The organism is Rhodococcus triatomae (assembly GCF_014217785.1).
Taxonomy (GTDB): domain Bacteria; phylum Actinomycetota; class Actinomycetes; order Mycobacteriales; family Mycobacteriaceae; genus Rhodococcus_F; species Rhodococcus_F triatomae.
On sequence record NZ_CP048814.1, the window covers coordinates 4,487,877 to 4,500,249 of the forward strand.

Consider the following 12,373-nt stretch of genomic DNA (forward strand, 5'->3'; position numbering starts at 1 on the left):
ACGGAAAGAGCGGACCCCCGAAGGACGGGAAGCCGGAGTTCGGTGGACATGTCATCGTGCGACCTCGTCGAACCGACGCAGGAGCCCGAGCCGACTCGTGATTCTCTCGATGTCGACGGGTAGCCGCGCCGCGCTGCTCATCACACCGTCCCAGGACTGATCGGCGACGAAGACCGCGCAGATCGAACGGTCGTACAGGACGTCGACGAGGTTGGCGAACCGTTGCGCGGTCTCGCGCGCGGACGGCCCGGCGAAGGACACGCCGCTGACGACCCAGCGCGGGTACTGCTCCGCGAGGGCGAGGTAGTCGACCGGGGCCGTGGTGCCGCCGCACAAATCGCGGAAGTCGAACCAGAGGCAGTCGGGACGGACGCGCTGTGCGGGGAGCGGATGTCCGGCGGGGCGGAGAACTCGGCGCTCGGACGTTCCCGGACGATGCAACCCGAGTGCCGACAGCTGGATGTCGTTTCCCGGTGAAATCCATGCTCCTGCCGCGAACCCCGTGTCGTGGCGGGATCTGACGGTGCGGTAGTCGACCGGTCCGTTCACGCCGACGACGGTGAGGGACCTTTCGATGAGTTCGATGGTGGGTACGAACCCTTCGTGGAACAGGGGATTCGGTAGCAGGCCGTCCGGCGGATAGTTCGACGTCAGGACGACCAGGACGTTCCGTTCGAACAGTGCAGCCGACAGTCGGCCGACGAATATCCCGTCGGCGGGATCGTGGACGTGGAACTCGTCGAAGCAGACCACGTCGAGGCCCGCAAGGAGTTCGTCGAGTGCGGCGTCGAGGTCGCAGCGGTGACGACGGACAGCCGAATGGAGATCGGCGAGGAACTCGTGAAAGTGCAGGCGCCTCTTGCGCTCCGTCGGGAGCGCCGCGAAGTAGACGTCCATCAACCAGCTCTTGCCCCTCCCGACGCCGCCCCAGAGATAGACCCCGCGCGACCCCGCGGACAGCAATGCGTCGATCGCGTCCCCTCGAGCCGAATCCAGGACGAGTCCGTCCTCGAGCGCCGCAGTGTCGAACACCCGGCGTGACACGAACGGAACATCGACTCGGCGCGGTCGCCGGGGCCTCCACCTCATGTATTGACTCTATAATCATAGAGTGCCCGAATCTCGAGAGATGCCTCACCGATCCCCACGGCGGGTACTGATCTGCGATGCGGCGCTGGACCTCGTCGCGTCGGGTGGCAGTCATGCCTTGACCCATCACGCCGTCGACAAGAGACTCGGTCTGGCGCTCGGGTCGACGTCCTACTACTTCCGTACGCGCAGCGCACTGGTCACCGCCGCGATCAGCCACCTGACCGAGCGATCGCGAGACTCCTTCCGGCAGTTGTCGACCGCTACCGCGTCGACGGACCGTCCGCCGACGATCGGCGAAGCCACGGTGGTGGTCGCCGACTATCTCGAGGTGCTTCTCACCGAACGGCGACGTGACGTACTCGCCCGCTACGCACTGGCGGCACCCGCCGCCCTGGACGAGGACCTGTCCCGAGCGCTCGGTGAGTGCTTGTTCGGTCCGAGAGCGGCCGTGGAACTGCTTCGTGCGGCGGGGGCCCGGGACATCGAGACCGGGGCACGCGACTTCACCAGCCTGCTCGAGGGATTGCTGTTCGACCTGACCTACGGGGCACGCGCCCAGGACTTCCGGACCGACAGCTCCGGGCGGGCCACGCAGTTGCGCACGGCTGTCGGGCGGTGGCTCGGTGCGCTGTGCTCGGCTCCGGAACGAGACTGCTCCAGCCGCTGAGCGGAGGTACCGATGTGTCGAGCGATCAGTCGGGGCGAGAGCGTCCGCGCGCGTAGCGTCCCACTCGCCCGATCAGTTCCTCGAAGAATGCCACCGGGTCGGTGCCGACGACGATGTCCGCGTTGGGCTCTCGGCTCCAGTGCCCCACCCAGTCGGCGACGGTCATGCCGCGGGTGAGGGTGCCGGCCAGTTCGACGTCGATCGTCGCGGGTCGCACGGTCACCGGGACACGACCGAGTGCCACGGCGGCCGCGAACGGGTCGTGCATGTGGGCGAGGAAGCCCTGGTCGTGGGTGCGGTGGAAATCCATGTAGAACCGGATCGCGTCGGAGAGATGGCGGATCACGGGATTGCCGGCGTGCGAACGCACCGTGAGCAGATCGTCCGGCGAGATCACCTCGGCCGGTGCGCTGCCGGCAGCCTCGGCCAGCAGCCGGACGTGTTCGGGATGCATCTCGACGGTCTCGGTCACGTCGAGGCCGCAGACGACCGGCCTGCGTCCTGCGGGGAGCCCGGAGAAGGCGTCGAACACCTCCTTCGCCGCCTCCGGATCGACCGAGACGTTCCATTCGGTCGTGGGCGTGGTGTTGCCGGGGTGATGGAACGCTCCGCCCATGACGACGAGACGTTGCAGCAGTCGCGGCAACTCCGGATCCTCGCGGACGGCGAGCGCGAGCGTCGTCAGAGGCCCGGTCACGAGCCCGGTGACCTCGCCGGGGCGCGCCCGGACGGTGTCGATCCACAGGTCGACTCCGGTCCGGGTGGACAGGCTTCGCGGGGAGTCGGGGAGGACCGCGTAACCGACGCCCTCGGGGCCGTGCGTGTCCTCCGTCGTGCGCAGGGGAATGGACAGGGGGGTGGCGGCTCCGAGCGCGACCTCGAGGTCGGGGGCGTCGCACACGTCGAGCCAGGCGAGATTGTTGCGGGCCACCTGCGCGGCCGGCACGTTGCCCGCGGTCGAGACGATGCCGAGGATATCGGCGTCCGGGGAGGCGAGCAGGTAGACGAGGGCGAGCGAGTCGTCGATCCCGGTGTCCACGTCGACGATCAGGGGTGTTCTCACGACACCAGCACGGACGGCTCGTGGGTGACCGGGAAGTTGACCGACCGCGCGATGAAGCACATCTCGTGCGCCCGGGCGTGCAGAGCCTGTGCCCTGGTCGTCATCACCTCCTCCGCGACCGTGACCACCGGACGCAGCGTGACACTCTCGAATTCTCCTGCCCCGCCGGTGTGCTCGACCATCGTTCCGGTGGGCTCGTCACGGTAGCCGACGACCACGACGCCGGAAGCCGCGGCCAGCCCGAGGTACCACAGCATGTGGCACTGGGAGAGCGACGCGACGAGGAGTTCTTCCGGGTTCCACCGCAACGGGTCGCCCCGGAAGGACGGATCGGCACTACCTGCGAGGTCCGGCTTCCCGGTGCCGGACACGACGTGGTCCCTGTCGTAGTCCCCGGCTCCGCTGGTTCCGGTGCCGCGATTGCCGGTCCACGAGACGGTCAGAGAGTAGGAGTGAGTGGGCATGGATCGATTCTGCCTCGTCCAGCCGGGTCGCGGCCGTCAGGTCGGGTACGCGAGGAGTTGTTCGCACAGGTGCCGCAGCCGGGCGCGCAACGGCCGCGCGCGCTCCGCGAGATCGGCCTGGTGCCGGACGTAGTCGGCGCGGCCCGCGGCGGTCTCGATCGGAACGGGGGAGTATCCGTAGTCGGTGAGGTCGTACGGACTGGCGCGCATGTCCAGCTCGCGGGCGGCGAACGCGTGCTCGAGGCAGTCGAGAACGAGATCGGAGTCGACCAGTGGTACCAGCTTGTAGGCCCACTTGTAGAGGTCCATTCCGGCGTGCAGGCAGCCCGGCTGTTCCCGATCGACCTGGTCGGCGCGCGAGAGAGTCAGGGAGTTCCGCGGCGCGGCCTCGTCGGTGAAGAATCGGAACGCGTCGTAGTGGGTGCACCGCAGCGGCAGCGACTCGACGACGGCATCGGTGCCCGCCGCGCCCAGCCGGAGCGGCACCGTGCGGTGCCGGACGTCGTCTCCGGCCCGATACACCATCGCCCACTCGTGCAGGCCGAGGCAGCCGAGGGCGGCCGGCCGCGACTCGGTGGCGGCCAGCAGGTCGGCGACGAAGCGCACCGTCTCGTGGCGCTGTTCGAGTACGTCGGGCCGGACGGTGACGACACGGACGTCGCCGACGTCGACGGCGTGATACCCCGCCCAGTCGGCGCGTTCCTCGGCGTCGGCGAGGGCGATGCCGTGTCCCGGATGCCACCGGCGCAGCTGGTTCGGCCGAAAGCTGTAGTAGGTGAACAGGAAGTCGTGGACGGGGTGGGCGGTTCCGCTCGCACGGCGTTCGGCATGCGGATCCACCAGACGCGCCACCCGCTCCCGGTGCTGCGTCCGGCGTGCCGTCCACTCCTCCTCGGACAGGATCCGGGGGGCGTGCTCGGTCCTCCCCGTCTGCTCGGTCATCCCTGTCACTGTCGCAGATCCTCCACCGTCGCGTCAGGCCCGGTCGGCATGGTCGAGCGCGGTCTCGCCGCGGCGGGCCCCGGCCCGGTGGGTGCCGTCGCGCACCGTGCCGACATACTCCTCCACCAGGTCCTCGAGCGCGACGATACCGACCACCGTGCCCGTGTCGTCGACCGTCGTACCGAGGTGGGCGCCGGAGCGCCGCAGGGCGGCGAGTGCATCGCCCAGCGTGGTCGCGGTCGTCATCGTCGGCAGCGGCCGGATGTCGGCTGCGGGAACGACGGTGTCCGGCCCCGCCTCGCCGAGGACCTGGGCCAGCACGTCCTTGAGATGCAGGTAGCCGGTCAGCGTTCCGTCGGCTCGCCGGATCGGGTACCGGGAGAACCCGGTCTCGAGGACGGCTTGCTCCACCGCACCGAGGACGACCCCACCCGCGGCCCGGGCATCGAGGCAGCGGACGCGCGCGAGCGGGATCAGCACGTCCGCGACGGTGCGGTCCGTGCTCCCGAGGGCCTGGGTCGGTCGCCGATGCTCCTCGGCGTCCATCAATCCCTCCGAGCGGGACTCGCCGATCATCTCGGACAGCTCGACCGCCGAGATCGTCACGTCGAGTTCGTCCTTCGGTTCGACGCGGAGCAGCTTCAGAACCGAGTTCGCACACAGGTTGTAGAACGCGATGACGGGCCGGACGACCTTGATGAACAGCAGGTGCGCCGGGACGAGGAGCATCGCGCAGCGCTCGGGCCCGGCGAGTGCGATGTTCTTGGGCACCATCTCGCCGAGGAGGATGTGCAGCACCACGATCAGGGTCATCGCGATCGCGAACGACACGGGATGCAGCAGCCCGTCGGGCAGGCCGACGAGGTGCAGCGGTGCCTCGATGAGGTGTGCGATCGCGGGCTCGGCGACCTTGCCGAGCAGGATCGAACAGATCGTGATGCCCAGCTGGGACGCGGCGAGCATGAGCGAGAGCTGTTCACCCGCCTCGATGACGGCCGAGGCGCGCCTGCGTCCCTGCGCGACGAGCGCCTCGAGGCGGTCCCTGCGGGCCGAGATCAGGGCGAACTCGGCGGCCACGAAGAAGGCGTTGCCCGCGAGCAGGCCCACCGCGAGCAACACACCGAACAGGTCACCCATGTGCACGCACCTCCCCGGCGGTTCCGGGAACGGGTGTCAGGACCACCCGGTCGATGCGACGGCCCTCCATCCGGGTCACCGTCGCGACCCAGCGTCCACCGTCGTCGTGCTCGGGCAGCTCGACCACGTCGCCGTCGACGGGTATGCGCCCCAGCAGCGTGAGGACCAGACCGCCGAGCGTCTCGTACTCGCCGGCCGGCGCGAGGTAGCCGGTGGCGTCGGACACCTCGTCGGTGCGCAGGAGCCCCGAGCAGGACCACCCGGTGCCGATCCGCTGGACGTCGATGCCCGGTTCGTCGTGCTCGTCGCGAACGTCACCGAGGATCTCCTCGATGAGGTCCTCCATGGTCACCACTCCCGCCGTGCCGCCGTACTCGTCGACGACGAGTGCGAGCTGCATACCGTCCGAGCGGATGTGTTCCATGAGTGCGTCCCCGTCGAGGGTGGACGGGACGACCGGCACCTTCCTGGCAAGGGACGCGAGGGTGGTGGTGCGTCGCAGGCTCGCGGGCACCGTGAACGCGTGTTTGACGTGTACGACCCCGAGCGTGGCGTCGAGGTCGCCGTCGACGACGGGGAACCGCGAGTATCCGGTCCGGGCGGCGAGGTCGAGGAGATCGGCGACGGTGTCGGTGCCGGCGAGGGTCTCGACCGTCACGCGTGGCGTCATGAGCTCCTCCGCCGTGCGCTCACCGAAGCGGAGAGAGCGGCTCACCAGCAGTGCGGTGCCCTCGTCGATCGAGCCCCGCTCGGCGGAGGCGGACACCAGTGACCCGAGTTCCTGCAGGGAACGCGCGGAGCGCAGTTCGTCGGTGGGTTCGATGCCCAGCCTGCGTACCAGTCGGTTCGCCGTGGAGTCGAGCCCGGTGATCGCCCACCGGAAGACCGACGAGAACGCTGCGTGCAGCCCGGCGGTCGCGCGTGCGGTCCGCAGCGGAAGCGCGATGGCGAGGTTCTTGGGGACGAGCTCGCCGAAGATCATCGAGAACGACGTCGCGATGACCAGGGCCGCCACCAGCGAGGTCGCTGCTGCCGCGGACGCGCCCACACCGAGGCCGGTGAGCACCGGCGTGATGAATCGCGCCAGCACCGGTTCCGCCAGGTATCCGGTGATCAGCGTGGTGATGGTGATGCCGAGCTGGGCGCCGGACAGCTGGAACGACAGTGTCCGGTGCGCCCGCCGGACCTGGCGGGACCGGCGGTCTCCACCGTGCGGCCGGTCGGGTGAGGCGCCGCGCGCGTGCGCGTCGACGGTGCTCCGCTCGAGCGCGGTGAGGGAGAACTCGGCGGCGACGAACAGCGCGGTGCCCGCGGTGAGTGCCACGAAACCGAGAAGGCTGAGAAGGGTGACGGCGAGGTTCATCGTTCGTCACCGGACAGGCGCCGAGCAGGGCGGCGCAGGGCGATCGGGGCGGGGCGGGGCGAGCCGGGTTTGTCACCCGGCTCGGTAGAGGATCCCTCCGGTCCCGCGGCGTCGCCGCCGGAGTGGGATTCCGTGCCGCCGGGAGCCGGCGCCGACGAGCAGGCGGCGGAGCCCTCGCCCCCGGCCTGTGCGACGGGCGTGCCTGAGTGTGTGGGTGCCGCGGGCACCGGATTCCTTTCGACGAGGCCGTGTCCGGAAGGGGGACGCGGCGGGGGCCGGCCGGGGCGAGCAGCCCCGGCGCGACGAGTTTCGGCAGCCGATCCTACCGGTCGGCTCGGCTGCCGGCTGGCCGCGGCCCCCTGGTCACCAGCCGCCGGGGAGCGGACGGCCCTCCGCGAACCCGGCCGCGGACTGGACACCGACGACCGCCTTGTCGTGCAGTTCGCCCAGCGTGCGGGCCCCCGCATACGTGCAGGTGCTGCGGACTCCGGAACAGATGTGATCGATGAGATCCTCGACCCCGGGGCGCTCGGGGTCCAGCCGCATCCGGGAACTCGAGATGCCCTCCTCGAACAGGGCCTTGCGGGCCCGGTCGAAGGCGGTGTTCGAGGCGGTGCGCGCAGCGACGGCGCGCTTGGACGCCATGCCGAAGCTCTCCTTGTAGACCGTGCCGTCGTGGTCGACGTGCAGGTCTCCCGGCGATTCGTACGTCCCGGCGAACCACGATCCGATCATCACGTTGGACGCGCCGGCCGCGAGCGCCAGGGCCACGTCGCGAGGATGGCGGATACCGCCGTCCGCCCACACGTGGGCGCCCAGTTCACGCGCCGCGTCGGAGCACTCGCGGACGGCGGAGAACTGCGGTCGGCCGACACCGGTCATCATCCGGGTGGTGCACATGGCGCCGGGACCGACACCGACCTTGACGATGTCGGCGCCCGCCTCGACCAGGTCGCGTGTCCCGGCCGCGGACACGACGTTGCCCGCGGCGAGGGGTACCCCGAGCTCCAGCGCGCGGACGGTGCGCAGGGCGTCGATCATCTTCTCCTGATGGCCGTGCGCGGTGTCGAGTACCAGGATGTCGGCACCGGCATCGACGAGTTCCTTCGCCTTGGCCGCGACGTCGCCGTTGACGCCGACCGCGGCGGCGATCCGGAGTTGGCCGTTCGCATCCACGGCGGGCCGGTACAGGTCGGCCCGGATGGCCGCGGTCCGGGTGAGGACCCCCGCGAGGGTGCCGTCGTCGTGGGTGATCACCGCGAGGTCGTCGTGCCGGGCCTCGAGCAACTCGAACACCTCACGCGGTGCCGCGGACACGGGCGCGGTGACGAAGTCGGTCACGGCAACGGCACGCAGACGCGTGAAGCGGTCCACGTCCGCGCAGGATTCCTCGGTGACGACACCGACGGCGCGGTTGTCCTCGACGACGACCACGGCGCCGTGGGCGCGCTTTGTGAGCAGGGCGAGGGCGTCGGACACGGCCGCGTCCGGGCCGAGAGTGACGGGGGTGTCCGCGACGAGATGACGGCTCTTGACGAACGCGACGGTCTCGGCGACCGCTCGGGAAGGCACGTCCTGCGGGAGGACGACGATGCCGCCCCTGCGCGCCACGGTCTCGGCCATGCGGCGGCCTGCCACGGCGGTCATGTTCGCCACGACGATCGGAATGGTGGTGCCGGTGCCGTCGACGGTGGAGAGGTCGACGTCGAACCGGGAGGTGACTTCCGTACGGTTCGGGACGAGGAAGACGTCGTCGTACGTGAGGTCGTAAGGGGGCCGATGGCCTTCGAGGAATCGCACGTGGCCCTATGGTACCGGTGATTCGCGCTCTTCGCCTTCCTCGGCCACCTCGGCCCGGGCGCGGGACAGGCCGAGCGTGGTCACCAGCATCACCACCACGGCGAGGCCGACGACGACGAAGCCCAGGTCGCCCGTCTGCAGCCGTTCGCCGAGCACGGAAATGCCGAGGAACACCGCCGCGAGGGGCTCGGCGATGGTCAAGGCCGGTAGCGACGCCGAGAGCGGACCCACCTGGAAGGCCTTCTGCTGAAGGTAGAAGCCGGTGACCCCGGCCGCGACGAGGGCCCAGGTCTGCCAGCTCGACACGAGCGGGATCACCCCGTGTTCGAGCCGGTCGACGACGTACTTGGTGAACGCGACGGCCACACCGTAGAGAGCGCCTGCCGCCGTTCCGAGCAGGAGTGCCCGCCACTGTGCCCCGATCCGCAGCGAGCCGACGACGGTGGCGGCCACGACCACCGCGAGCACCCCGGCGAGCGGAAGCGCCCATCGCTCGGCCGGAGCGGAGATCCCACCCTCGGTGGGGTCCCCGACCACGAGGAAGACCGCCAGTGCAACTGCCAATGCGACGGCCAGGCCCCAGGCGCGGGCGCTGACGCGAACCCCGGACCAGCGCGCGGAGAGCGGCAGCGCGAACAGGAGGGAGGCCACCAGCAGGGGCTGCACGACCAGGACGGAGCCGAGCGCGAGGGCGACGGCCTGCACGACGTAGGAGCCGCCGTCACCGACGACTCCCGCCCACCACCGTGGTGCCCGGATGAGTCGCGCGAGGAGTGGTCCCGAGTCCGGGACCGATTCCGCGGACTTCTGTTGCGCGACCGCGCCGACCGCCGCGAGCAGCGCGGCGAGAAGTGCGCACGCGATCGCCGCGAGTCCGGCTTCCATCCACTCAGTCTGATCGGTGGCCGCGGCGCCCGTGGCGACTTCGCGAACGCGGATTCGCCCCGTCGCGGGAGTCGGTGGCGCCTCGCCGTCGTCGTCCACGCGGTGGGGTCGGCGGCGCCTGCGGTGCGGTGGCCGCACGTGGGCCGGGCGGCGCGGGGGCGGCCCGCGAACCGGCGAGCCGCTCCAGGACCGGGTCCGCGCGCCGGGTCCGATGTACGGCGGGGGAGATCTGTGCCTGCTCGAGGAGCACGAGTGTGGCGTCGCGTTCCTGCTCGGTGACGACGGTGACGACGGTGCCGCTGGCCCCGGCACGGGCGGTGCGTCCCGCACGGTGCACGTAGCTCTTGGCATCGGACGGTGGATCGGCATGCACCACCAGCGCGACGTCGTCCACATGGATTCCGCGGGCCGCGACGTCCGTGGCGACGAGTACCGGTGTGGTGCCGTCGGTGAACCGCGCCAGGGCGCGGGAGCGGTAGGCCTGCGACTTTCCGCCGTGCAGGACGTCGGCGTCGACACCGGAGGCCACCAGACGGGCCACGAGCCGGTCCGCCCACGCCTGGGTGCGCACGAACAGCAGTATCCGGCCGGTGCCGCGAGCGAGCCGGTCGACGACATCGGGCTTGTCCGCCTTGTCCACGACGAGGACGTGATGGGTCATCCGCGCCGGGGGCGCATCGACTGTCGTGTGCACACGTACGGGGTCCCGCAGGTACCGGGACACCAGGGATCCGACGTCCCCGTCGAGCGTGGCGGAGAACAGCAACCGCTGTCCGGCGGAGGGGGTCGTGTCCAGGATCTCGGTGATCTGAGGCAGGAAACCGAGCTCCGCGAGATGGTCGGCCTCGTCGACGGTGGTGACCACCACGTCGTCGAGATGCACCGAGCCGCGCCGCAGATGGTCGAGCAGGCGGCCGGGGGTGGCGACCACGAGGTCGGTGCCCCGGGCGAGAGTCTGCACCTGGCGGCCGATCGGGCTGCCGCCGGTGAGCGCGGTGGTCCGCATGCCGAGCGCGAGCGCCGGCTCGTCCAGGGCCGCCACGATCTGGTCCGCGAGTTCGCGCGTCGGTGCCAGCACCAGGGCCCGCGGCCGACTCGGCCGCGACGCGGATCCGGTGAGCCGCACCAGCATCGGGACCCCGAACGCGAGGGTCTTTCCCGAACCGGTGGGCGCGCGGCCGAGGACGTCCCGTCCGGCGAGGACGGGAGGAACGGCCCGCACCTGGATGTCGCGGGGGCGGGTGGCTCCCTGTCGTCGCAGTGCATGCACGACGACGACAGGGAGCCCGAGTTCCGCGAAGCCCGGCACGGATTCCGCGCCGGGCTGCTCGTCAGGCACGGACTTCGCTGCGATCCCCGCTCCAGAGGGTGTGGAACTTGCCGTCCTCGTCGACCCGCTCGTAGGTGTGTGCGCCGAAGAAGTCGCGCTGTCCCTGGGTGAGCGCGGCGGGCAGGCGCTCCGCGCGCAACCCGTCGTAGTACGACAGCGACGACGCGAACGCGGGCACCGGGATCCCGAGGCCGGTCGCGGTGATCACGACCCGCCGCCAGCTGTCGATCGCCGCCTCGATCGCTTCCCGGAAGTAGGGCTCGACGACGAGGGTGGTCGACTCGGGGTTGTTCTCGTACGCCTCCTTGATCCGGTTGAGGAAGCGGGCCCGGATGATGCAGCCGCCGCGCCAGATGGTGGCGAGGTCACCCGGCTGCACGTTCCAGCCGTATTCGATGCTCCCGGCACGGATCTGGTCGAAGCCCTGGGCGTACGCGACGATCTTCGACGCGTAGAGCGCCCGGCGGATGTCCTCGGTGAACTGTTCGACGTCCGCGGGCTTGTCGGTGAGGTCGCCGGAGACCAGCCCGACGGCAGCCTTGCGCTGATCCCTCGAGCCGGACACGGCACGGGCGAACACGGCCTCGGCGATTCCCGTGACCGGGACACCGAGGTCGAGCGCGGACTTGACCGTCCAGCGGCCGGTGCCCTTCTGCTCCGCCGCATCGACGATGACGTCGACGAGCGGCTTTCCCGTGCGGGCGTCCTTCTGCCGCAGCACCTCCGCGGTGATCTCGACGAGGTAGCTCTCGAGCTCACCGGTGTTCCACTCGGAGAACACGTCCGCGATGGCGTCGACGTCGAGGCCGAGGGCATCCCGCAGCAGGTTGTAGGCCTCGGCGATGAGCTGCATGTCGGCGTACTCGATGCCGTTGTGCACCATCTTCACGAAGTGGCCTGCGCCGTCCGGGCCGATGTGTGCGCAGCACGGCGTGCCGTCGACCTGGGCCGCGACCGATTCGAGCAGCGGACCGAGGGACTCGTAGGACTCGACGGACCCGCCCGGCATGATCGACGGGCCGTTGAGCGCGCCCTCCTCGCCGCCGGAGATCCCGGTGCCGACGAAGTGCAGCCCGCGCTCGCGCAGCGCCGCCTCGCGCCGGATCGTGTCGGTGTAGAGGGAGTTGCCGCCGTCGATGATGATGTCACCGGGTTCCATCGCCTCGGCGAGTTCCTCGATCACCGCATCCGTCGCGTCGCCGGCCTTCACCATGATCAATGCGCGCCGGGGCTTCTCCAGCGCCGCCACGAACTCCGCGACCGTCTCGGTCCGGACGAAGTCGCCGTCGCCGCCGTGCTCGGCGAGGAGTGCATCCGTCTTGCCGACGCTGCGGTTGTGCACCGCGACGGTGTACCCGTTGCGGGCGAAGTTGCGGGCGATGTTCGAGCCCATGACGGCGAGTCCGGTGACGCCGATCTGGGCGCGCGCACTGTCGTTGGTGGTCATTTCTCCAGCTTTCCTTCTCGGGAGGGCGAGTGCGAACGATCCGAAGGTGGTGAGAGCGAACAGCAGAGGCTCCCGGGGCCGCAGTGGGGCTGCCGCCCGCCTGTTTCAGGCAACCATAGTGCCGGGAGGAAACGAAAACCGGTCGGACACCCAACGGTGGCCGACCGGTCTCGCATCACGGCC

The 12,373-nt window shown here is 70.4% G+C and carries 11 protein-coding genes; 1 reads left to right on the top strand and 10 read right to left on the bottom strand.

The window, feature by feature from the left end; translation table 11 throughout:
* Positions 1–51: 51 nt before the first annotated feature.
* Positions 52–1,089, bottom strand: coding sequence for a cell division protein ZapE (zapE, locus tag G4H71_RS21315; RefSeq protein ID WP_072738235.1), 1,038 nt, complete (start codon positions 1,087–1,089; stop codon positions 52–54).
* A gap of 22 nt (positions 1,090–1,111) precedes the next feature.
* Between zapE and G4H71_RS21320 the strand changes: the two genes are divergently transcribed.
* Entirely contained in the window at positions 1,112–1,759 is a 648-nt protein-coding gene (locus G4H71_RS21320) for a TetR/AcrR family transcriptional regulator (protein WP_246442717.1), read from the top strand.
* A 25-nt stretch (positions 1,760–1,784) separates the two neighbouring features.
* Here the strand turns inward: G4H71_RS21320 and G4H71_RS21325 are convergent, their stop codons facing one another.
* The 9 genes from G4H71_RS21325 to gnd all read right to left on the bottom strand — a co-directional run bounded on the left by G4H71_RS21325 (position 1,785) and on the right by gnd (position 12,190).
* On the bottom strand, positions 1,785–2,822 hold the full coding sequence (locus tag G4H71_RS21325) for a nucleoside hydrolase (RefSeq protein WP_072738237.1): 1,038 nt from the start codon (positions 2,820–2,822) through the stop codon (positions 1,785–1,787).
* Entirely contained in the window at positions 2,819–3,286 is a 468-nt protein-coding gene (locus tag G4H71_RS21330; RefSeq protein ID WP_072738238.1) for an OsmC family protein, read from the bottom strand. Before G4H71_RS21330 ends, G4H71_RS21325 begins: the two co-directional genes overlap by 4 nt.
* Before the next feature lie 36 nt (positions 3,287–3,322).
* Positions 3,323–4,228: a 3-methyladenine DNA glycosylase gene (locus G4H71_RS21335; RefSeq protein WP_072738239.1), complete on the bottom strand. Its 906-nt coding sequence runs from the start codon at positions 4,226–4,228 to the stop codon at positions 3,323–3,325.
* A 33-nt stretch (positions 4,229–4,261) separates the two neighbouring features.
* Positions 4,262–5,365: a hemolysin family protein gene (locus tag G4H71_RS21340; RefSeq protein WP_072738240.1), complete on the bottom strand. Its 1,104-nt coding sequence runs from the start codon at positions 5,363–5,365 to the stop codon at positions 4,262–4,264.
* Positions 5,358–6,728, bottom strand: coding sequence for a hemolysin family protein (locus tag G4H71_RS21345; protein WP_072738241.1), 1,371 nt, complete (start codon positions 6,726–6,728; stop codon positions 5,358–5,360). Before G4H71_RS21345 ends, G4H71_RS21340 begins: the two co-directional genes overlap by 8 nt.
* Before the next feature lie 363 nt (positions 6,729–7,091).
* The gene (locus tag G4H71_RS21350) at positions 7,092–8,528 is read right to left on the bottom strand and encodes a GuaB1 family IMP dehydrogenase-related protein (RefSeq protein WP_072738242.1); all 1,437 of its coding nucleotides are present in this window, start codon (positions 8,526–8,528) and stop codon (positions 7,092–7,094) included.
* 6 nt (positions 8,529–8,534) lie between these two features.
* Positions 8,535–9,413: a DMT family transporter gene (locus G4H71_RS21355; protein ID WP_072738281.1), complete on the bottom strand. Its 879-nt coding sequence runs from the start codon at positions 9,411–9,413 to the stop codon at positions 8,535–8,537.
* Positions 9,414–9,417: 4 nt separating this feature from the next.
* Positions 9,418–10,752, bottom strand: coding sequence for a DEAD/DEAH box helicase (locus G4H71_RS21360; RefSeq protein ID WP_072738243.1), 1,335 nt, complete (start codon positions 10,750–10,752; stop codon positions 9,418–9,420).
* Positions 10,745–12,190, bottom strand: coding sequence for an NADP-dependent phosphogluconate dehydrogenase (gnd, locus tag G4H71_RS21365; RefSeq protein ID WP_072738244.1), 1,446 nt, complete (start codon positions 12,188–12,190; stop codon positions 10,745–10,747). The genes G4H71_RS21360 and gnd overlap by 8 nt, the downstream gene beginning before the upstream one ends.
* Positions 12,191–12,373 lie beyond the last annotated feature (183 nt).

What these genes read in the sequence shown, in the direction of transcription:
- G4H71_RS21330 (WP_072738238.1), bottom strand. Translation starts at nt 3,286, where the DNA reads ATGCCCACTCACTCCTACTCTCTGACCGTCTCGTGGACCGGCAATCGC.
- G4H71_RS21345 (WP_072738241.1), bottom strand. Translation starts at nt 6,728, where the DNA reads ATGAACCTCGCCGTCACCCTTCTCAGCCTTCTCGGTTTCGTGGCACTC.
- gnd (WP_072738244.1), bottom strand. Translation starts at nt 12,190, where the DNA reads ATGACCACCAACGACAGTGCGCGCGCCCAGATCGGCGTCACCGGACTC.
- G4H71_RS21355 (WP_072738281.1), bottom strand. Translation starts at nt 9,413, where the DNA reads ATGGAAGCCGGACTCGCGGCGATCGCGTGCGCACTTCTCGCCGCGCTG.
- G4H71_RS21335 (WP_072738239.1), bottom strand. Translation starts at nt 4,228, where the DNA reads ATGACCGAGCAGACGGGGAGGACCGAGCACGCCCCCCGGATCCTGTCC.
- G4H71_RS21340 (WP_072738240.1), bottom strand. Translation starts at nt 5,365, where the DNA reads ATGGGTGACCTGTTCGGTGTGTTGCTCGCGGTGGGCCTGCTCGCGGGC.
- zapE (WP_072738235.1), bottom strand. Translation starts at nt 1,089, where the DNA reads ATGAGGTGGAGGCCCCGGCGACCGCGCCGAGTCGATGTTCCGTTCGTG.